At 32.8% G+C, this 24,303-nt stretch carries 14 protein-coding genes; 8 read left to right on the top strand and 6 right to left on the bottom strand.

What is annotated here, in order from left to right; all coding sequences use genetic code 11:
* The first annotated feature begins 855 nt into the window (after positions 1-855).
* From atpB to CIPSTX3056_RS00100, 8 genes are all read left to right on the top strand, one after another.
* Positions 856-1,677, top strand: coding sequence for a F0F1 ATP synthase subunit A (atpB, locus tag CIPSTX3056_RS00135; protein WP_072665959.1), 822 nt, complete (start codon positions 856-858; stop codon positions 1,675-1,677).
* Between the two features lie 80 nt (positions 1,678-1,757).
* On the top strand, positions 1,758-2,000 hold the full coding sequence (gene atpE, locus CIPSTX3056_RS00130) for a F0F1 ATP synthase subunit C (protein WP_072665958.1): 243 nt from the start codon (positions 1,758-1,760) through the stop codon (positions 1,998-2,000).
* A 110-nt stretch (positions 2,001-2,110) separates the two neighbouring features.
* Positions 2,111-2,596: a F0F1 ATP synthase subunit B gene (gene atpF / locus CIPSTX3056_RS00125; RefSeq protein WP_072665957.1), complete on the top strand. Its 486-nt coding sequence runs from the start codon at positions 2,111-2,113 to the stop codon at positions 2,594-2,596.
* Positions 2,596-3,135: a F0F1 ATP synthase subunit delta gene (locus tag CIPSTX3056_RS00120; RefSeq protein WP_072665956.1), complete on the top strand. Its 540-nt coding sequence runs from the start codon at positions 2,596-2,598 to the stop codon at positions 3,133-3,135. The genes atpF and CIPSTX3056_RS00120 overlap by 1 nt, the downstream gene beginning before the upstream one ends.
* Before the next feature lie 7 nt (positions 3,136-3,142).
* Positions 3,143-4,696 carry a F0F1 ATP synthase subunit alpha gene (gene atpA / locus CIPSTX3056_RS00115; RefSeq protein ID WP_072665955.1) on the top strand — a complete coding sequence of 518 codons (1,554 nt, stop codon included), beginning with the start codon at positions 3,143-3,145 and terminating at the stop codon, positions 4,694-4,696.
* A gap of 43 nt (positions 4,697-4,739) precedes the next feature.
* Complete coding sequence (gene atpG / locus CIPSTX3056_RS00110) at positions 4,740-5,609, top strand: F0F1 ATP synthase subunit gamma (protein ID WP_072665954.1); 870 nt, start codon at positions 4,740-4,742, stop codon at positions 5,607-5,609.
* A 180-nt stretch (positions 5,610-5,789) separates the two neighbouring features.
* Positions 5,790-7,175, top strand: a complete 1,386-nt coding sequence (gene atpD / locus CIPSTX3056_RS00105; RefSeq protein WP_072665953.1) for a F0F1 ATP synthase subunit beta — start codon at positions 5,790-5,792, stop codon at positions 7,173-7,175.
* A 70-nt stretch (positions 7,176-7,245) separates the two neighbouring features.
* Positions 7,246-7,659, top strand: a complete 414-nt coding sequence (locus CIPSTX3056_RS00100) for a F0F1 ATP synthase subunit epsilon (protein WP_072665952.1) — start codon at positions 7,246-7,248, stop codon at positions 7,657-7,659.
* Between the two features lie 3,104 nt (positions 7,660-10,763).
* Here CIPSTX3056_RS00100 and ansA read toward each other — a convergent pair.
* The 6 genes from ansA to lgt all read right to left on the bottom strand — a co-directional run bounded on the left by ansA (position 10,764) and on the right by lgt (position 24,188).
* Positions 10,764-11,789 (bottom strand): asparaginase, encoded by a 1,026-nt coding sequence (gene ansA / locus CIPSTX3056_RS00095; protein ID WP_072665951.1) that lies wholly within the window; start codon positions 11,787-11,789, stop codon positions 10,764-10,766.
* Positions 11,790-11,892: 103 nt separating this feature from the next.
* Complete coding sequence (sppA, locus tag CIPSTX3056_RS00090) at positions 11,893-13,776, bottom strand: signal peptide peptidase SppA (RefSeq protein WP_072665950.1); 1,884 nt, start codon at positions 13,774-13,776, stop codon at positions 11,893-11,895.
* 3,735 nt (positions 13,777-17,511) lie between these two features.
* Positions 17,512-18,147, bottom strand: a complete 636-nt coding sequence (gene purN / locus CIPSTX3056_RS00085) for a phosphoribosylglycinamide formyltransferase (RefSeq protein WP_072665949.1) — start codon at positions 18,145-18,147, stop codon at positions 17,512-17,514.
* Positions 18,144-19,181: a phosphoribosylformylglycinamidine cyclo-ligase gene (gene purM / locus CIPSTX3056_RS00080; RefSeq protein ID WP_072665948.1), complete on the bottom strand. Its 1,038-nt coding sequence runs from the start codon at positions 19,179-19,181 to the stop codon at positions 18,144-18,146. The genes purN and purM overlap by 4 nt, the downstream gene beginning before the upstream one ends.
* A gap of 298 nt (positions 19,182-19,479) precedes the next feature.
* Entirely contained in the window at positions 19,480-22,272 is a 2,793-nt protein-coding gene (polA, locus tag CIPSTX3056_RS00075; protein ID WP_072665947.1) for a DNA polymerase I, read from the bottom strand.
* A 1,040-nt stretch (positions 22,273-23,312) separates the two neighbouring features.
* Positions 23,313-24,188, bottom strand: a complete 876-nt coding sequence (gene lgt / locus CIPSTX3056_RS00070; protein ID WP_072665946.1) for a prolipoprotein diacylglyceryl transferase — start codon at positions 24,186-24,188, stop codon at positions 23,313-23,315.
* Positions 24,189-24,303 lie beyond the last annotated feature (115 nt).

The following is a 24,303-nucleotide window of genomic DNA, read 5'->3' as shown; positions in this document are numbered from 1 at the left end:
TAACTGTAATTAAAGATTTATATATCGTTTTAAAAATAATGCAGAAAGCATGATGACAGTTTTTAAATTTTTTGACATCCGCTCACTCTCAAGTTTTGACAAGTTTTGTTATTAACATCATAAAATAATAAAATTTCAGAGATATTTAGATACACTGGCATCACACAATATGTGGCGATCACTGATATAGTTTTATGTTTTAATTGTAATTTTTAGAGCAAATATCGTAAATATTTTATGTATTTCCACAAACTGACGCAATCGAATACCATGTAATCAGCTGTACTTGACAAACGATCTAAAGGATCTCGATCAATGTTTTAATATTATAATCACAACAAGTTACTTTATACTTACGCTTGTAATAGCGTTATTTTGTCAGGATAGAAAATCCTATGGTTATATATTGTAAAGTATTCAAACTACTATATAAAATATTTAGTAGAACTCTATTTCCAGTAGTTTTTAGAATAGCTTGATTCTTAAGCTGACACTATTAGGAGCTACTAAGTATCCAAATCACTACTATCACTACTAAGCATTAAATACGAAATGCTCAGACAGAAACATTCTGATAATTTATCTGTTTCATAGTTTCATATCTGTATATGTATCTGTTTAATATCTGTATAAAAGCTCAAGAAAATTAAATAATAATTCAATTGTATATATTTCGTAATGTTAATTGCCTAACTCCACTACTAGTAGTAGCAATCTACTATAGTTTTTACTATACTGTAGAATTTTAAAATTTCTGTAATTATTACATGCGCATTATAACATAATGATCAACATAGTGCGTAAACCAATTATAGACCTGTTTATTATTTGAATATATTAAGGGTGATATATACTATGGCCGTAGGCGAAACATCGACACTACAAGAGTATATTACTCATCATCTGCATAATCTTCAGATTGATTTGAGAACTCTTCAGTTCGTCAATCCAAATAACCACCCAGAAACATTTTGGATTTTAAATATTGACTCTATATTTTTCTCTGTCGTACTAGGCTGTATTTTTTTAACTTTATTTCGTGTAGTTGCGCAATCCGCATCTAGTGGTGCTCCTGGGAAATTACAAACCGCCATTGAACTAGTGATTCAGTTGGTAGATAATAATGTTCGTGAGATGTATCATGGAAAAAGTAAAATCATCGCGCCTCTAGCCTTGACAATTTTTGTGTGGGTTTTTCTGATGAACCTTATGGATATTATTCCTATTGATTTTTTTTCATATATCGGAGAACATTCTTTATTTAAATTCCCATCCTTACGAGTAGTGCCATCTGCTGATGTGAACATTACGTTGTCTCTGTCTCTTGGGGTATTTATTTTAATACTTTTTTATAGCATTAAGATGAAAGGAATAAGAGTATTTAGCAAAGAGCTAATACTTAAACCATTTAATAATCCTATATTTATTCCAATTAATCTTATTCTAGAAAGTGTTAACTTGTTATCTAAACCAGTTTCTCTCGGTCTAAGATTGTTCGGAAATATGTACGCAGGCGAATTGATTTTTATCCTTATTGCTGGTCTATTACCATGGTGGTCGCAATGGATACTAAGTGTTCCATGGGCTATTTTTCATATCTTAATTATCTCTCTACAAGCATTTCTTTTTATGGTATTAACAATTGTCTATCTATCCATGGCCTCTGAAAAACATTAAGATTTTCTTACGGTCATTCTTTAATAACTGAGTAATAATTGAGTAACTTGCATTTATATTTTACTAAAACGGAGAAAATCATGGGGCATCTCAATATAGATATACTTTACATGTCTGCTGCCATAATGATGGGGTTAGCAGCAATTGGTGCAGCAATTGGGATTGGAATTCTAGGAGGTAAGTTCTTAGAAGGTGCCGCGCGTCAACCAGATCTAGTACCTCTGTTGCGAACACAATTCTTTGTTGTGATGGGTTTGGTCGATGCAATTCCTATGATCGCTGTCGGGCTAGGGCTATATCTCATGTTTGCCGTTGCATTATAAATAACCACTAACTGTTTATAAATTTACAAAATAAGATAAACAAAAACATATATACCTTTTATTTATTAAGTAAGAGTAATGAACGTTATATTATAATGAGGTATCGTATTATGAGCATTAACGCAACTATTCTTGGACAAGCTATTGCATTTATTCTGTTTGTCTGGTTTTGTATGCACTACATATGGCCCCCACTGATAGGTGCCATTGAGAAACGTCAAAGGGCAATTACAGACAATCTTGTTTTTGCAGAAAACACCCGAAAAGAAATTGAAATTATCAGATCTAATGCAAATAATTTCTTAAAAGAAGCAAAAAAAGATGCTCAAGCTATTATTGAGATAGCTAATACCCGTTACTCGCAGATCCTAGAAACAGCAACAATCGAAGCTGAAAAAGAACGCAAAAAAATAGTAACTCAAGCCATTGCTCACATTAATATTGAACGTCAAAGAGCAACCCAAGAGTTATGCGCACAGCTCGCAATATTAACTGTATCAGGTGCTGAAAAAATTCTTGAGCGCTCCATAAACGAATCTGATCACACAAATATCATTAATACGTTGATTACTAAACTCTCGAAAGGCATCGTTTAATGTTTTCAACTATAACCATTGCTCGTCCCTACGCACGAGCGGCTTTTCATTTTGCCATAGAGAAACAAAATATAGACCACTGGCAAAACATGTTAACACTTGCTACTTTAGTGTCACGCACTGCACAAATACAACATTTAATTAACAGACCTCTCTCACCGACCTTGCTTTCTGAACAATTCATAGCACTATTGAGCGACCAAATTGACCATGAAACGCAAAATTTTATCAAGATAATAGCTTATAATAGGCGCTTACCTATATTGCCCGTAATTCTCAATCAATTTATTCAATTACGTGCTATGCATGATAATGTAATGAAAGTAGAGGTTATTTCCTCGACCATGCTAAGTCAGAAGCAACTTGATAACATAACAATCGCTATGGAAAAACACCTTTTATGCCAGATTACACTGGACTGTAAAATTGACCAATCTATAATAGCAGGCGTTATTCTTAGAGTAGGAGATATGACAATTGATGGAAGTGTGCGGGGTCAAATTAAAAAACTAACCGGTGCCATACTATCTAAAGGATAAAGCAATTATGCAACTGAATGCCACTGAAATTAGCGAAATCATTAAACAACGCATTGCGCAATTTGATATAAGTTACACAAATGATAATCAAGGTACGATTATTTCTGTAAGTGATGGCATTATTCGGATATACGGATTATCTGATGTTATGCAGGGCGAAATGATTGCCTTACCTGATAACCGTTATGCTATTGCACTAAATCTAGAACGTGATTCCGTTGGCGCAGTTGTGATGGGTCCATACACAGATCTGACGGAAGGAACGACAGTAAATTGCACCGGTCGTATTCTTGAGGTTCCAGTTGGAAAGTCTTTACTAGGTCGCGTAGTAAATACTTTAGGATCCCCAATTGATGGTAAAGGCATAATAAATTATGAGAAGTTCTCTCCTATAGAGGTGATTGCACCAGGCGTTATTGATAGAGAATCCGTAAATCAACCTATGCAAACAGGTTATAAAGCAATTGATGCTATGATCCCCATTGGTCGAGGTCAACGTGAGTTAATCATTGGTGATCGTCAAACTGGTAAAACAACTCTGGCAATAGACACCATTATTAATCAAAGACACTCTGGTATTAAATGTATATATGTAGCTATTGGGCAAAAAGCTTCTACCATTGCTAATGTTGTTTTAAAGCTAGAAGAGCATAATGCGCTATCTAATACTATCGTAGTTGTTGCCACTGCATCTGAACCAGCAGCTCTTCAATATCTAGCGCCTTATGCTGGATGCACAATGGGTGAATATTTCCGAGATCGTGGAGAAGATGCGCTGATTGTATATGACGATCTATCTAAGCAAGCTGTTGCATATCGACAAATTTCTTTACTGCTCCGTCGACCACCCGGTCGAGAAGCATTTCCTGGTGATGTTTTTTATCTACACTCTAGGTTACTAGAACGTGCTTCTCGCGTAAATAAGAATTACGTGGAACGCACCACCAACGGAACAGTTAAAGGAAGAAGCGGTTCGCTTACAGTTTTGCCAATTATAGAAACTCAAGCAGGTGATGTTTCTGCATTTGTGCCAACGAATGTTATCTCAATTACTGATGGCCAGATTTTTTTAGAAACTAATCTATTTAATTCTGGTATTCGTCCAGCCGTAAACCCAGGAATTTCTGTATCCCGAGTAGGAAGCGCGGCTCAAACAAAAATCATCAAAAAACTATCTAGTGGAATCCGTACTGCCTTAGCACAATATCGTGAGTTAGAAGCATTTTCTCAATTCTCTTCTGACTTAGATGAAACCACACGCAAACAATTGAATTACGGCGAAAAAGTTACAGAAATTTTAAAACAAAAACAGAACGCACCAATGTCTGTTGCAGAACAAAGTATAATATTATTTGCTGCTGAAAATGGTTTTTTAAATGATATTGAACTCGTCAATATTAACACCTTTGAATCAGAGCTATTATCTTATGCTCAGAATCATTGCCCGGCTCTTCTCACAGAAATTAACACGTCTAATGAGTACAGCAATGAGATTGATAAACAACTAAAAGAGCTCTTAGAGACATTTAAAGCCACACATCTTAGTAATATTTTACATTAAAACCTATTAAGCTATTAAGAGATATAATATTACGGGGAAGCTTATGACTGATGAAAAGGGGATACGTAGGAAAATTCTCTGTATACAAAATACGCAGAAAATCACTAAAGCGATGGAAATGGTATCTGCCTCTAAATTACGCAAATCTCAGGATCGCATTGCAATTAGTCGACCATATACAGAAACATTACGTCAGGTCATTAATCACATGGCTATAGGTAACTTAGAATATAAGCACCCCTATTTAGATCAACGTCACGTTCATAATATTGGATGTCTAGTCATCGCAACTGATCGTGGGCTATGCGGAGGTTTAAATTTTAATTTATTTAGAAAAGTGTTAAAAAAGATGCAAACCTGGTCTAATTTAGGGATGAGAGTTGATCTAGCCATTATAGGTTATCAAGGAGTTCTATTTTTTAATTCTATCCGAAGCAATGTAGTAGCACAGGTACATGGTATAAAGAATCAACCAACCTTATCAGATATAATAGGACCCATTCAAGTGATGTTGCAAGCATATGATGAAAATCGTATCAGTCAGCTTCACATCGCTAGTAATAAATTTATTAATACTATGTCTCAATGTCCTATAATTCAGCAACTTCTACCTTTTATACCTGAACATGATCCCGCCAATACTGCTATAATGCACAATTGGGACTACTTATACGAACCGGATCCAAAAACAATTTTAAACTTAGCACTAAAGCGCTATATTGAATCGCAGGTATACCATAGTGTTATGGAAAACTTAGCTAGCGAACAAGCCGCCCGCATGTTGGCAATGAAAATGGCTACTGATAATGGTGGTAATTTAATTACAGAACTACAGTTAGCATGCAACAAAGCTAGACAAGCTAGCATTACTAGAGAATTAACTGAAATAGTAGCAGGTGCCTCCGCAGTTTAATTATTATAGCTAAGCGATATACATGAATTTTATCTATAACATCCCAACGTAAGATACTCACTGCAAAAAACACATTCAATGATCATTGGATGCCAAAAGTAGTGAGATGCTAACAATGAGAATTCAGGCCATGCTAGGATAATTTGATAAAAAATCTAGGGTGGCCATATAGGAGCAGACATGACTATTGGAAAAATTATTCAAATTATCGGCGCTGTTATTGATGTTGAATTTTCTCAGCATGCTATACCAAAAATCTATCATGCTCTTGAGGTAAAACATCAAAATATTAATCTCATCCTGGAAGTGCAACAACAGATAGGTGGCGGTGTAGTGCGCACTATTGCAATGGGCTCTTCAGACGGCCTAAAACGTGGTTTAACAGTATATAACTTACAGCGCCCTATTACAGTACCAGTAGGACTTAAAACACTCGGCCGAATGATGAATGTTTTAGGTGAACCAATTGATATGAAAGGCGAGATTGGCGAGAAAGAGCGTTGGGCTATTCATCGCCCCGCCCCTTCTTATGAAGAGCAATCAAGCTCAAAAGAATTGCTAGAAACTGGTATTAAAGTTATAGACCTCATGTGTCCATTTTCTAAAGGAGGTAAAATTGGCTTATTTGGCGGAGCTGGTGTAGGTAAAACCGTTAATATGATGGAGCTCATCCGTAATATTGCTGCTGAACATTCTGGCTTTTCAGTATTTTCTGGCGTAGGTGAACGCACTCGTGAAGGGAATGACTTATATCATGAAATGATCGAATCAGGTGTTATTGATAAAGTTGCTTTAGTGTATGGGCAGATGAATGAACCACCTGGAAACCGCTTGCGTGTTGCATTAACCGGTCTAACAATAGCCGAAAAATTTCGCGATGAAGGACGAGAAGTTCTATTATTCATTGATAACATTTATCGATATACCCTCGCAGGGACAGAGGTGTCAGCTCTTTTAGGTCGAATGCCTTCTGCAGTAGGATACCAGCCAACTCTTGCAGAAGAGATGGGTGTATTGCAGGAACGGATTACTTCTACAAAAACTGGATCTATTACTTCTGTACAGGCTGTATATGTTCCTGCAGATGACCTATCTGATCCATCTCCAGCGACTACTTTTTCTCACTTAGATGCAACTATTGTACTCAGTCGGCACATTGCTGCCCTTGGAATCTACCCTGCGGTAGATCCATTGACTTCAACGAGCCGTCAATTAGATCCTAATATAGTGAGTCAGAGCCATTACGCTACAGCACGAGCCGTGCAATCTACCCTGCAACGTTATCAGGAACTAAAAGATATTATTGCTATTCTTGGTATAGATGAGCTAGCAGAGGAAGATAAACTCGTTGTTACTCGAGCTCGTAAGGTGCAACGTTTTCTTTCTCAACCATTTTTTGTTGCAGAGGTATTTACAGGATTTCCTGGAAAATACGTACCATTAGTTGATACTATCCGTGGTTTTCAAGGAATTATTAATGGCGAATTCGACAAGATTCCAGAACAAGCTTTTTACATGGTTGGCTCTATTAAAGAAGTAATGGAAAAAGCTCAACAACTAACATAGAGCTCAAGAATTAACGTAGTAACTAATAGAGTGATAACAGTGTCAATCTATAGGAAGAGGTAACTATACCATGACTTTCCACTTAGATGTTGTTAGTTCTGAACTGAGAATATTCTCTGGAAACGTAAAAAGTATTCAAGTCTCAGGTAGCGAAGGGGAATTAGGTATCTATCCAAAGCACACCCCTCTTTTAACTACCATCAAACCTGGTATGGTGCGTATACTAAACACAAACAATGACAACGAAATTATTTACCTCTCTGGCGGTATTCTAGAAGTGCAACCTTTCGTAGTTTCTATTTTAGCTGACACTGCAATTCGTGGTAAAGATCTTGATGAAAAGCGCATTCTACAGGCAAAGAGCGCAGCCATAGAGCGTGTAAACAATACACATAATGCAATAGATTTTGAAAAAGCATCTGCGGAATTAAAAGAACTGCTTGCTAAGCTACGTGTTATTCAGTTAATACGAAATATGCAATAGACTCATATTCTCTTTAATTATATTTTTATTAAATATTATAAAATTTAATATTATAAAAATGTTTTTTTATAATATTAATTGTTAATGATGATATAAAAATATACATAAAACTTGGTCCTTACATAAAACATGTCTATGCACTAGTTAAGGACACACACATCCTAATAATACAAAAGTAACTTAAACTAAAATGCACTACATAAATAATTTTTTTAAAAAGCTATATCATACAGTTCCAGCTCTTATTACATATTAGAATAAAACGAAGAATTATCTACTGAATCAATATAAAACACCAGTACAGAAAATTAAGAAAGTGTTATAGCATTAATGCATGCTCTATGTTTTCTATATAACGTAAGATTCTCATTAAAACTCTAAAAAGACCCTGAGTAGCATAGTTATTCAGACTAAAAATCTTTTGATGTGCTTTAAATAAAATTTAAAATAACAAACTAGAGACCACAGATATATCAAATAACGTAGAATAAGTTTATAGACTTATCTAGAACGATATCTTAATCTTTATTAAACTAAGTTGAGATACCTATTCTACTAACAATCTCTAATATAGAGATATCGTAAATTCTACTGAATATGGCAAAATATTAAAGTTAACGCATAAAAATTCTAAATTGCGAAAATAGGACAAGACTCTTTTTATGTATCTATCTTGAAAAACTAAAAGCATGATCATTATTTCAAGTATGAATGCCTTGTAATAAAAACAGAGAAGGAAGTATATATAATATTTTAATCATCATTATGATGCTAAAAGTACCATAATCCATCGTATCAGGTAACCTGGTCTTTAACGTTATCTAATGCGATATACTGTAAAACATACTATACATACTACCCATTGAAAAAAGGGGGTATTACGAAAAATATTCAGAAATAAAGCTAACGCTTTAGAATCTACTATAAGATTTGTAAAAGAATCCAAAAGATATCACTCTTCACCTTACAAGCATTATGCAATCCTTTCACAAATCAATTACGTATCTATATATTTTTTGTGGTAGAGATTTTTAAAAAATTAACTGTAATTTATATTATTACTAAGTCTGTCGTTCGCTCTTATCATAGATAACTATTAAGTTCAAAATAACCTTATATTAATTCATAGTAGTAATCAGTTGCTAATTATCATAGTTAATTACTTAGTTATTTAACTTAAAAAGTGATGTGAATAGTGAAAGCTCAAACAATAAAAAAGTATTTATATTTTAAAATTTAAGATAACAGAAGATATACGAACCTATATATATAAAGCTATTCTTTATAAGAATATAGTATCAATCTTCAAAAGATATAATTTATTTTATTAAAAAGAATATTAAGATATTATTAAGATATTATTGAGTATTAACAAGTTAACGGATTTTATAACCATAATACTAAAACTAAGAACTCTACATGCAGTGTCTTGATTCAGCATAGATAAAACTTGTAGATTGCTACATATCACTGAAGTTACATCTATATAATATATAATAATGAACTAGCAATAAACTTGAGAACATACAGAATAAAAAATGACAAAGTAGTTACCTCTAAAGTTCATAATATATATGGTACAAGCCAGACCGCTACCGTCGTATTTATCTTGTCTATAATAAAATACTGCTTCTAAAACAACCATTTTAGATTTACAGGACAAGATTAATCAAAACTTGTTCCAGCTGTTGAACTTTGAAAATACAAAATACTTTATTTTGATGTAAAAGTTTTGCGTAACTTGAAATGACCACCCAACAGCATAATATACTGCATATTAATTACTAACAAGAATGCACAAGACGGAAAAGATCTTGTTTCTCCTGCAAAAAACCTACAGCAAATCATATCTTTAAGACAAAAAGAGAGATAATAGAAGATATAAAAACAATCTTAGTGAGATCGCCTATCCAATACATCTATTTAACTAATTAAATCTCTAATAGAGATGTAAATCTCTATTACTGCTATCATCTAGTCCACTATGCTTAATCATTTCCAAGAGTGCTAACGAAACATATTAACTGTTTGTAGTGAGTAATATATGCCGTATCCTTATGTGGCTGTAATAAAAACACATATACATGTTAAATCATTATAGGAAGATACTCTAAAATATAAGAGCACTCACTGATGCTACTATTAGTTCGGAAGAAATTAGGATATAAGCAACATGCATTGTGAAAAGATACGCGCAAGGTAAAACATATGTTAATTAGTTGACGAATTCAGCGATTATTGATAGTACCAATAAAGAATCTTTTGTAGACTCAGTTAAATAGATTTTTTTAGTTTTCTAAAAAATCTATTTTAGATATAACTGTAACAACTGAACAGTATAGACAACTAGTAGACACATAACGATTCTAAAAAATCTAGCACTTTAAATAAGATCTAATAAAATCAGATACAGAAAAGAATTCTATTCTTATACACCAATAATTAAATACAAGAGAATGATTATTAAGTGCAATTTTATGATAGTAACATTTGTCTTTTAGACAGAAATAGCCTTTAAACATCGCCAGGCAAACCAAAATATAAAAAATAAGAGTACCTAATTTCTAATGTATCGAGTCTATGAAAATAATTTATACTATTTTTTAGTAGATTGTTTTTGATGGATAGGATGATAATCACAATGAAATAACACCTTTCAGCTTTAACAATACAAATATCAAGAGCATTGATACAGAATTTTTTATAACTAAAACAAGTAAAAATTTAGTATATAAATAAAATTACATAAAAATTACTACTAACAAATAAAAATAAACTCATGACGTCTCAATTAAACTAAAATAAAACTATGTACGAAAACTTGATATGCGTACCAGCCGCAACAATTAATGTTTTTAGCTAAAAGACTAGATATAGCAGTTAAGATTTCGTATTAAAAATATCATAAAAGGTTAGTATTGAATGCCTCAGAACATGAAAACTCAAAATATCTTTAGATCGATACAAACAAAACGGCTGGGAATATCATTAAATACGACATAAAATCTTAGCAAAAACAACTAAATGCGATATTTTAAATTTTTAAATTTAACGCAGCATAACATAAGAAATATACTGAGCAAGCAGTAGGCATTTATTAGACATTAATTTTCTTCATCGATAGTAAGTTCTCCGCGTAAATTTTTCTGCATAAGATGACCTACATTCTCAGTACTAAGATTCTGACTCAGAAGATAATATAACTTAGTTAGAGCTGTCTCAAAAGTTAGATCTGCACCACCAATGACGCCTAAATCTGCTAACGCATGACCAGTAGTGTAACCACCCATATTGACCTTACCAGACATACACTGTGTTAAATTAATTACAATAATATCTCGTTTTATAGCAGATTCTATCTGCTGTAAAAAATTATGATTCTGTGGTGCATTTCCAACTCCGTATGAACGAAGAATAAGGGCTTTAAGAGGTTCTTGAAGAAAATTATTTAATAATGTATAGGGAATGCCTGGATAGATTGTTAATAATCCTATGCACTGGGGAGTAAGATGGTGCACTACTAATTCACCGCCGCGTCCGGTAGACGCTGACTGTGTATTTAAGCATCGAATATGTGTGCCTACCTCTAATAAAGGTGCTAAATTAGGTGAGGCAAAAGCATTTAATCCATTTGCATGAACCTTTGTGGTACGATTACCACGATATAAAGTATTATTAAAGAATAAAGTTACCTCGTTAATTGGATGCTGAGCTGCAATAAAAAGTGCATTTAGTAAATTTTGCTGACCATCTGAACGCATCTGCTCTAGTGGAATTTGTGATCCTGTAACAATAACAGGCTTTGCTAAGTTCTCTAATACAAAAGAAAGTGCTGAAGCAGTAAACGCCATAGTATCTGTACCATGCAAAATCACAAAACCGTCGTAAAAATCATAATTTTTTCCAATATCATCTGCAATAACTTGCCAATCATCTGGCGTCATATCTGCAGAATCAATAAGCGGTTTATATTCATGAAGAGTAAAATTAGGCATTTCTTCTCTGTGAAACTCTAAAATGGTAGCTAACTGATTCTGTAAATAACCTGAAACAGGAATAAAACCATTACAAGATCTTTGCATTCCAATTGTGCCGCCAGTATACGCAACATAAATAGATTTTTTTTGCATTGGTAAGCTCAAAGTAATATACGACATCATGCGTAGTCAGTAAAATCTAGCCTGGGTTAAATAAAATATAACCGTGCTGAATAAACACGGCTATATAGTATTGCTATTGCATAGATTTAGATTGTGTCAGATCACTACAATTCAGACATAAAGCATAGAGATGCTGAGGATCATTCATAGACAGCCCTAAGCCGGGCTGTTTCTTCATATCTGCTATTGTATTCACTATGGATGTTGGTAAAAAAACCTCAGAAGCAGTTTGTAATAAAGCGAGATCTATAGAACTAGTAACCTGATTACACAAAAGATTTAAAAAACAAGGCTCATGATCATACCATTTAAGCTGTATATTGCTAATATGTGCAAGCTCTGCAGCTTTTGATAATGCATCATCAAAATCACCTAAGGCATCTACTAAATCATACTTCTTCGCATTACGACCACTCCATATTCGCCCTTGTGCTATTCTATCAATCTGATCTATAGTTTTATTGCGAGAACTGGCCACTAAATGAATAAAATCCTGATAACCATGATTAATACTCAATTGCATCATTTTTTGAAAATCTTCAGAAAGTGGCTGAGCATTACCCATTCCCGATAATGTAGACATTGCTATGCCATCAGAATGAATACCAATGGAATCTAGCGAATCTTCTATAGTATTGATGACGCTAAATATACCAATTGAACCTGTTAAAGTATTTTGATTGGCAATAATGTAATTCGCTGGCATTGCAATCCAATAACCACCTGATGCAGCCATACCACCCATAGAAACAACTATAGGTTTGCCTGAAGCTCTTGCAGCTTCCAATTCTGAACGAATTGCTTCAGAAGCCGTTACGCTACCTCCAGGACTGTTAACACGAACGATAATAGCTTTAATGGTGGGATCTAGACGAGCAGAACGAATGTCTAGAATCGTAGAATCAGTAGATGCTTGATCAGGAGTAAACTGACTATTTACGATAGAACCTCTCACCGTAATTACCGCTATATTCCCTGAGCTATTATCCGTGCTTTTTAACGGGTAGTCATAAAGACTAACACCATAATAATTTTTGGTATTTTCATTCCATCCAAAAAAATCAATTAGATCTTTTTCTATTAGAGCTGGAGTAGATAATTTATCAACTAATCCACTGCCTTTAGCATACTGTGCTAAATCGCCATGAAAAGCTTCTAATTTCTCTATAAATTTTTTTGCACCGGGAAAAATCTGTGTGATTTCAGTTTTTCGATTCTTTGCTAATGTTTGTAGATAGTTATTCCATAACTCCATAACCCACAAACGATTAGCTTCACGAGCTTCTGGTGACATATTATCTCGTGAGACAAGCTCTACAGCAGACTTATAAGCACCGACGCGAAACACATGAGAGTGAACCTTTAATTTTTGCAAGAAGCTTTTATAATAAAAATTATTTAATGAGAACCCTCGGATATCTACCGATCCGCGTGTAGAAAGATAAATTTTATTAGCAAAACTTGCTAAATAATACTGTATCTGATTATAATTTGACCCAACTGCGTAGATCGGCTTACCGCTATTGCGAAATTCACCTAACGCTTTTCCAATATATTCTAAGGACGGTTGATCTGCACTTAAAAAATCAGCTAAATCAAGCACCATACCAGTGATTTCAGGATCATTTTTAGCTTGACGTATAGTATTTACTACCTGAAATAAAGAAGTTTCCTTCACATACTCGCCATGATTACCTAGTACTTTACGACAAATTTTTATCAACAAGCTATCGTTATTAGCCGGTTTATCGACTACAGTTCCCTTGAGATTAACGATTAAAGCACCTTTGTGTCTCTCACCACCTCCAGGATGAACTCGTTCATTTTGAAACCAAAGCCCTACACAAACCGCAACTAATAGAATAAACATTATATTTAAAATGAATTGACGAACTAAAGTTAATGTTCGCCATGTTCCGTGCAAAATTGTGGTAATAACTTGCAATAATACGTACATAGATTCTCCATGAATAACATAATCTCTAGACTCCGAGCTCTAAAATCTAACAGCATAACGGCCTGGTCTCTCGGATCAAGAGTGTATTATACAATACAAACTCTTACTAGTTTGTTATAAATATAAATATAATTATAATTATATTATTATAATTATAATATAGTGCATATTTTATAGATTACTTTTAGACTTTCAGACATAAAACTTCAAATTAACATCATTGACATATCACTAATAAATTTACAACAAAAAATTATTTAAATCTTACGTCTTAAATATAAAGAGAGAATACTTTGCTAGATCTTCATTAAGATTAAACCTACTCCGATGATCAATCCCTAATCAATATCTAGTATTTTCTATAATTCCGTACTATAATATTACTATTACGGAATATATAACTCTAATAATTCATAGATAACATAAAATTCATAGATAACATAAAATAAGATAATCATAAAACCAATCCTATGATTATAACTTAAGACGACTACATCTAGTATTTTTAAAATACTTGTTCTATATAGGTTCTATACTGGGTTCTATCTGGAACATTATTATTGTGCATAATGCATAATAATGTAATCTAATTCTAGTCTGCCATCTAATTATTAATAAGTTACTAACATCCTAATCAATTTTGTTATTTTTTATTTAATAGAATTTAATACAATATATTATATTTATTAATACATAATACATATAAGTATATTTAACATCTTACGAAGAATAAAAAAATTACAAAAAATCATTCAAGTTCTATCATCAGTATATCATAATCATACTAAAATAAAAAAACTAAGATAAAGCAGTTTGATAACTCATAGCATAGGTCTTATAACCCAAAGGTCATCGGTTCACATCCAGCTACTGAAACCAAAATATCACCCGATATACAAATAGTATACAGTAAAATACTACATACATGCCTTATTCGATTAAATACGATATATAATATGCATATTTTGTATAAATATATCATTAATATATCATTATATTGATAAAACAATAAATAAATGTGTTATTATCAACATATAATACACCTATTCTTGTCTTTGTTTAAATTTAAAAATTATCCAGTCTATGCCAGCTACATCAAAAATCATAAACTATCTAAAGATTTTCTGAAGCGAACATTTTTACCTTAAATCTGGCTTTTGTTCTAAACATACAACATAAAAAATACAAAAAAATACATATACACGATATAACAACTTTATTCTACTATGAAGAACGAAAATTAATATGTATGTAAACTCCATGTGCTATTTTTCTTTAATATGAGAATAGCACTAAAAATATATAAAATATCAATCAATCTAAATAATTTCATATCAGGCTGTATATCATATCAAACTATATGTAGTATACGAATCGTTACTGAAATTTTAGATCAATCTCCTGCTTATGATAAGTCAAGTTTGTAAAAGTCTGTATTCTCAAATCAATAAGAGTGATCTCACAATACTAAATAATGTATCTAAATGTAAGATAAACGTTAAAAACATTAAAGAAAAATCTATCAAAAATGGAAAGAATCTAAACTCGAGCGCTAGGTATGAGGTAGACAGCATTCAGTGATAGTATATTGAGATGGATGCAAAGGGTCAAGCGAACGACAATACGCAGGTGACACTAGAGTTACACCAGATAACACCTGATAGCAATATATAAAAATATAAAAAATATAAAAAAATAACTCATGCAATTACACTAATTACTAGTCCAAATAAACATCTAAAGATCTTTAATGTTAGGTGAACGAAGAACTATAAGTAATAGAGCTTAAGGTTAGATTAATTAATAGGTATCAAATCTTCTAGGTATCAAATCTTCTAGGTATCAAATCTTCTAGGTATCAAATGGTTCTTTTCCTAGACAAGCTAGTTATATTTTAGCATCTATTTTTTAGAAACGCAACATAAAATTTACACTATGTATACCTATATATGAAAGCTATCATTTTTTCTTAACATACTTCATAGTAGATTTCTATTTTTTGTAAGAAAAACAGGAGGATAGTCTTCAGATAAGATCTGATGCAATAAAATCTATTCAAGAAGAATTTTTATGTAAAATCGATTGTGATTTACAATACGCACAATTATTGCTTTAATATTAGTTTTAGTGAATTTTAGAGCTTATTTCTTTTTTTATTCCATATTAAGTGATATTCTGTGTCAGAATGGACTTAGGGTTGATATAATAAAACTATATTTTATTTAGTAAACAGTATATACAAAAATAAAAACGTAATATATCTTATGTAATTGTATTTTAAAAAGGAAAATTTTTTACTATCTAAGATAGTATTTTGTGTGTATTTTCTATATCTTCTGAATCTTCTGAGTTTTCATCATAGCTTTTGATTAAAGAGTTATATGTACTGTAGATACTTATCATATAGGTTGTAATAGTTTAAGCACTATTTGAATAGGTTGCAATCGATAATGTTAGTTAGCACAGATGCTGTCTGTATTATTGATCTCAATTATTAAAAATTTATATAATTAAATAAATTATATTAAATTTCATATTCGGTTCTAGAATAATGCATTTTAAGCATTTTTTATTATCTGTAACATTTGTTGATTAATGGTTTTTTCTGTATAACAATTTATAGTATTTGTATTACTATTGCTAATTTTGTATTACAATTGCTAATTCTAGATTAGTAGTACAAGATATTGATCTTAGAGATTTTAGAAAAAATTAGTCATTTTCCAATATTCTGTAATTACATTACAGGTGGTTTCTGCTAGTAATATTCCTTAATGATTAGACTTAATTAAGCCAGAAGGTTATGTGTGAAATACACTGTGCAGATCTTTAAGTGGATAAATAATATAGAAGATTTAAAAATAATTTTGCATAGTAAAATACAAAATATGCGCTCTAGAAATTCATGATATTGCTTCTCAAATCCTATGTGTGAGTGGTAAATACATGCAAAATTTGTTAGGTGAGTAAGTATATTAACACATGTCTTAGGGATTAAGACTGATATCTTGCAATGCTGAATGGGCCATCTAGACTAAGGCTATATAACAGTGGTTAGTGTTATACTTGTATTTTTTTATATAAATATCAAAATATATAACATGTTTTTAACACACAAATCTTTGAGTGAGATACAGAGATCTGTATATAAATTATATTTTTTGAAAGAGATAGAAAATATCAAGAATCATTTTTGATGATCTTATGATTTAATAGTTTTTTGTTTTTTAAAAAACTTATATTGCAGTATTGATTTACACATTATACTTCAAAAAGATTTTAACTCTAGCATAGACCGTTTTTCTAGTAATTTTTTTGATAAAACCCTTTCGTTATATAAAATAATTCTTAACTCTATATTCGCTGTTGTTTATATAGCCTATTTTTAGTTATTTTAATTATTTAGCCTATGCACTGTTATGTGAACATAATTCTGAATAGTAAATTATTCTATAAAGTTTTCTAAAAATTAAAGATATTGTATGTCAACATAACACTTTTCTGTAGAATATTTTTGTGAAATCCCAGGGTATTGATATTCATGGAGCATGGGCGAATCAATTAGAAATTAATATAGAATATATTTCTGTTTTTAGTATGAAATCAATACAACATCCACCCTAATTTATGCATCATGGTCTAATTTTTGTCCATTAGAAATGTATAATTATAATCTTGATTTTGTGTTTGTTGAATATCTATAGCGTTTTATCGTGTTTACTTTTCTTAACTTCGTCAATCCTTGTAACCTGTATTAGGTAATTTTTTTCCATCTAACCAAGCTGAACTGTTACGCATTTCTAGACGGTCATCAATAAACCATTTAATTACGCGTGGATAGATAATATTTTCTTGATATTTAACTCGCATTTCTAGGGTATGTTCAGTATCAGTATAAAAGATTGGCACTGCTACTTGTAAAATGATTGGGCCATCGTCTACTTTTTCGGTAACAAAATGTACAGAAGCTCCATGCTGCTTTTCACCATGCTCTATAGCACGACGATGCGTATTAAGGCCCGGATATTTTGGTAGTAAGGATGGATGGATGTTAAGTATCTTTCCACAATAGCATGTAATAAATTCTATATTTAAGATACGCATATAACCGGCTAGCACTATTAAATCTGGATTATAAATTTCTACTGTTTTGAGTAATGTCTTGTCAAATAACTCTGGTTTTTTGTATTTTGACCCTGCTAGTACATGAGTTCTAATCTGAGCTAATCGGGCTCGCTTGATAGCAAAGGCGTTAGAGTTATTGCTAATAACAGCTACGACTCTGCTAGAGATCTCTGTAGCGTGATAGGTATTTAATATAGCTTGTAAGTTAGTACCATCTCCAGATACTAATATAATTATTCGTTTCATGGATTAATTACTACACGATCATTAGAGCTTGAGGTTTTAATCATTCCAATTTTCCACGCTATCTCTCCAGAATCAGCCATTGCCTGTAATGCTTTATCTACTAAGGAAGGATGTAAGGCAATGATCATACCAACACCACAGTTAAAAGTGTGATACATATCAAAACGACTAATATTTCCAGATTTCTGAATCCATTTAAATATTTCTGGCCACTCCCAGGTAGATTCTTCCAAAATCGCTTGAGTATGATTGGGTAGTACGCGGGGAATGTTATCCCAAAATCCACCTCCAGTGAGATGGACAATAGCATGTACATCTATATCTTCAATTAAAGTTAAGATATTTTTTACATAAATCCGAGTGGGCTGCAATAAGCATTCCATTAGAGGTCTGCCTCTGATTAAGGTTTTTTGTAGATCAGTCTTACTATCATTGATAATTTTATGAATAAGAGAGTATCCATTAGCATGCGGTCCGCTAGAGCCAAGTGCAATTAAGACATCACCATCAGTTATCTTTCTTCCATCAATAATTTTTGTTTTTTCTACCACTCCAACACAAAAACCTGCTATATCATAATCCTCATCATTATATATGCCTGGCATTTCAGCTGTTTCACCTCCCACTAGCGAACAACCTGCTTTTAAACAACCTTCAGTAATACCATTTATAATAGAAGAAACGGCGTCAATCTTAATATAACTAGTAGCATAGTAATCTAAAAAAAAGACCGGTTCAGCACCCAATACGATTATATCGTTTACACACATAGCAACTACGTCAATACCAATTGTATCGTAGCATTTAAACTGCATGGCCAGTTTAATTTTAGTACCAACTCCGTCTGTACTAGATACTAAAATTGGTTCGTGATATTTTTTTGGTATAGAACATAAAGCTGCAAAACCCCCTGGTCCTTGTATCACCTCAGGGCGAAATGTTGTTTTTGCAATTTTTTTTAGGCGTTTCACGAACATATTACTTTTATAGACATCTACTCCTGAATCTTTATAGCTAAGAGAACTCTTATTCATAGCGACATCATCCTAATTTTTGATATGCGATGCATGTTTAGATCTAAAACCAAGCTAGTATAATTGTATCTTCTGTTAAAATAATTTTTGTATAGTAATCTACTGATCGTGTTCTATAGAGCACAGGAGTTTTATCTATTGTGTGATTGTGCACAGTTTATATAGATCATCTATCAAACAGAAAAAGACAGAAATGACAGTACATTCATTAAACAATCAATATAAAGATATACATTAACGATATATATTAGGAAGTAAACTAATCATATGAGTTTTGATGTTTAATTAATTATCAAAGCTAATGTGCTTGGTCCCAATTTTTACCTACTCCAATATCTACACGTAATGGTACGTCAAGATTTCCGCTGCTCTCCATTATGGAGCAAATTTTTATAGAAGCCTCTTTGACAGCATCTGTCCGCGCTTCAAAAACTAATTCGTCATGTACCTGCATAATAATTTTAAATGATGGATGTTTTTGTTGTAAGAGCCACTGATCAATATGAATCATAGTACGCTTAATTATATCCGCTGCCGTTCCTTGCATAGGAGCGTTAATAGCTGCGCGTTCTGCGGCCTTGCGACGCATAATATTTTTATCTTGAATATTAGGTAAATACAAGCGGCGACCATATAGTGTTGAAACATAACCATTTTTTAAAGCTTGTTGACGAGTGTCTTGCATGTATTGAAATACTCCCGGATATCGATCAAAATAGCGATCTACATATAGCTTAGCTTCTTTAACGCTAATATGTAACTGACGCGCTAAACCAAAAGGACTCATACCGTACATTAAACCAAAATTGATTGTTTTGGCGCGTTGCCGTTGTTCTTTGCTAATTTCTGAAAAAGCAATGCCAAACATTTCTGAAGCTGTAGCGCAGTGAATGTCTTGTTCTTTAGCAAATGCTGATAGTAGCCCTATATCTTGTGAAAAATGTGCCATAATGCGTAATTCAATTTGTGAGTAATCCGCAGCTATAATGCAGTGTCCATGATCGGCAGTAAATGCTTGTCTGATACGACGGCCTTCATTGCTCCGAGCTGGGATGTTTTGTAAGTTTGGGTTACTAGAAGAGAGACGCCCAGTAACTGTCACTGCCTGGTGATAAGATGTATGTACTCTTTGAGTCTCTGGGTGTATCATACGGAGCAGCTTATCCGTGTAGGCTGATTTAATTTTAGATAAACTACGATATTCTAGGATCACTTGTGGTAATGGATGCTCTATTGCTAGCTTGGATAACACTTCTTCACTAGTGGATAAATTTCCATGAGCTGTTTTTTTAAGTGATTTTAAGCTATTTTTATAAAATAAAATATTTTTTAGTTGTTTTGGTGAGGCCAGATTAAAGGATTCTCCAGCTATCCTGTGTGCTTTTAATTCCAACTTAACCAGACGATCACCAATTTCTTGAGAGTACTTCGATAACAAACGTTGGTCAATAAAGACTCCATTCTGTTCTATGCGTGATAGCACAGGAACGAGTGGCATTTCAATTTGTTCAAATATGTTTTTGGGACCTTGCTCTTTCTGTAATTCTTTCCACATTTTGTAATGTAACTGTAATATAATATCAGCACGGATTGCTGCATAATAAGTTGCTGCTTGAATAGACACCTTATTAAAGGTCATCTGATTTTTGCCTTCTCGAGCAATGTCAGGAAACAATGTCAAGTCATAACCTAACCATCTTTGTGCTAATGTGTATATATCATGTCCATTGTTTATACTATTTAATGCGTATGACTCCAGTTTTGTATCAAAACACATGCCTTTTAGGTCAATATTATATCTTTGTAACACCCCGCGATCAAATTTAAGGTTTTTTCCAATTTTTACAATTTGTGCATTCTCTAAAAGTGGTTTAAGAGCTAAGAGAACATCGAGACAGGCCAATTGACTAGGTGCATTTTCATAATCATGCAATATTGGTAAATAGGCTGCTTCACCTGGTATCGCTGAAAAAGAGAACCCAATAATACTGGCTGTGAGCGTATCTATTGAATTAGTCTCCAGATTTAATGCAAAACATTTGCTATGTTGTAATTTATACAACCAGGACGAAAAAGTTACTTGATCTAGAATAGTAAAATAAGCATTTGCAACTCGTGGACTGCATATCTCTGATCTGATTACACTATCCTTTTTGATAATTGCTTTTTCTGTACGAAGGTTTACCCTTTTATTCCGGTGCCATAATTTTTGATTCTCTAGATCAGATATCCATTTATTTAATTCGAAAGTTTTAAATAGTAATAGAAGATTATCTATGTTTGGGTCTTCTTGGATCAATTGATTACTAGTAATGTCAAGTGGCACATCAGTCTTAATCATAGCCAGCTTATAGGAAAGGAAGGCTATAGCTTTGTATTTTTCTAATTTTTTTATGATATTTTGAGATCGATGAAAAGCGAGAGGTGATATTCTTTCTAAATTTTTATAGATAGCCTGAATGCCACCCAATTTTTGCAGTAACGCAATAGCTGTCTTATGTCCAATTCCTGGAACTCCTGGAATATTATCAGACGCATCACCCATCAAGGCCAGCAAGTCAATTATTAATATCGGTGGGACACCGTATTTCTTTATCACTTCTGATGGTCCAAGTATTGTATTATTCACGGTATTCAGCAAGTGAATCTTTTGTGTTACTAATTGAGCCATATCTTTATCACTTGTACTAATTAACACGGTGCGGCCTAATTTTTCTGATTCTAATGCTAGCGTACCTATTACGTCATCTGCTTCAACACCAGGGATGGCTAATATCGGTAAACCCATAGCTCTGATAATGTTATGTAAGGGTTCTACTTGGATGCGTAGATCCTCTGGCATTAATGGGCGATGACTTTTATATTCTGTAAAAATCTCATTGCGAAATGTTTTTCCCTTAACATCAAATACAACAGCAATATGAGCAGGCTGATATTGAAACAGTAAACTACGGAGCATATTTAACATACCGTAGATAGCACCAGTCGGAAAACCAGACGACGTAGTTAAACGGGGACAAGCATAATAGGCACGATATAAATACGAAAAGCCATCGACCAAAATGAGAGAATTGCCTAAAAGATTAGCCATAAGTAGTGCTCACGCTATTCTGAGCGTTGAATTGGATGTCAATCATGCTACACCGAGCCATTAGAACTGATAATGAGGTATTATGGGTGTTGTGTTGATGACCATTGACATTTTTAGTTATATAGTATTCGTAAGATCTGTTTTTTAAGTACACGTGAAATTAGTCTATTCTTCTTTTTCTAAAGCACATATACTAACGTTTTAGCTATCTCTTTGTTATTAGCTATCTCTTTATTAAAGGATTAGTTTTTTGATATATCTAGATCATAGGTTATCTATATTGGATAACATCATAGCATAATTTCAAACATGAAGGGCTATAGTTTCATACTCACAGTCATCGTTCTATTGATAGTTCATGCGAAATATTTTATTGACGATTGTTCTTATACCTTCTTTCTAAGAACTAAGTATTGCTATTCACACATAACTGAAATATTACACTGTACTGTATTTTTATAAAAGAGATCAATAACAATATTGAACCTATTTGAAAAAATAGAAGAACCATTTTTATGGAATAAGGACAGCTTGCACTTTCACACTCTCAGTTAGAGAGAGGTGATAAAACTAATAAATGCACTTCGTCTATTAGCTCACATATGTATACTAGAGTATGTTACGAGAAAGATACAATCTGATCGAATCACAAATATTTGATACTCCTTGAACAAAATGATACTTGATAAGCCTAAATGATCGAGATAGCCCTCATGATTATATACTATCCCTTATAAGAAAAATATTTTTTATATTAAAAGCTAATTAGCATTTTAGGAAGAGCACTTCTACTAGTTTAAAAGACTTTCGAAAACAAGATTTTTTAAACTAGTAGAAGTGAACACAGATTCGGATCATAACTCAAATAAGATCTCTAATATCATTAGATAGCAAACTAGATATGGCATTTGATATTAATCATATGTTAGAAACAGTGGGTGTATTTCAAGTAGTCTGTTTTGTGGTAGATAGGCATATGTGCTGTGGGTGATACATGCTAGGCGTATATACGCTAGAGTTAATACAGGATTATTAGATGCTTAGTGGTCATCTGTTGTTATACGATGATAACGATATGCCCAAATCATAATTAGAATCCCTGCAATTGTCATGGGCATAGAGAGAACTTGCCCCATACTAATACCATAAAATAAACCAAGTTGCGGATCAGGTTCTCGAAATAGCTCTACAATAATTCGAGATACACTATAGCCAATCAAGAATAATCCAGACACGGCACCAAGAGGGCGAGATCGAGTAAAAATAAATAAATTTAAAATGAGAAATAACAAAAGACCTTCTAATATGGCCTCGTATAACTGAGAGGGGTGACGTGGTAGTACTCCATAATTTAATATTAGCTTCTGCCACTCTGGATGAGTAGCTGCTATTTTAATGTCTTCATTATAGGATCCAGAAAATAGCATAGCCCATGGTAAATCAGGGCTCACTCTTCCCCACAGTTCACCATTAATATAGTTTCCTAGTCTTCCCGCACCTAAACCAAGGGGAATGAGAGGTGCGATAAAATCAGATACTTGAAAAAAATGACGCCGTGTTCGATTAGAGAATATCCACATGCCTATTATGACTCCTATTAAACCCCCATGAAATGACATACCTCCATGCCATATTTTCAGGATAGATATAGGATCACTGAGTAAAATAGGAAGATTATAAAATAGCATATACCCCAGTCGACCACCAATCAAAACCCCGAAAAAACCAATATATAGCAGATCATCTATGTTCTTTTTAAGCAAAAAATTTTTGTATTGAGTCACTCTTCTAAATGCTATAAATCGAACTAATGTAAAGCTTATTACATACATCAATCCATACCAGTGCAGTGACACTGGTCCAAGTGCGATAATTACTGGATCAAAATCAGGAAAAACTAAATAAGGATTATTCATTGGAATTACTATAATAGTTGGGTTATCACTCTTTTTTGGTTATACTAAAAACCTTTTTGGTTATACTATAAACCATTTATCATTATCAATAATAGTGGATAACAAAACAGAATGT

The organism is Candidatus Erwinia haradaeae, from assembly GCF_900698965.1.
Lineage (GTDB): Bacteria > Pseudomonadota > Gammaproteobacteria > Enterobacterales > Enterobacteriaceae > Erwinia_E > Erwinia_E haradaeae_A.
Note: the sequence above shows the minus strand (reverse complement) of the source record. Positions and strands in the feature narration are given on the sequence as shown.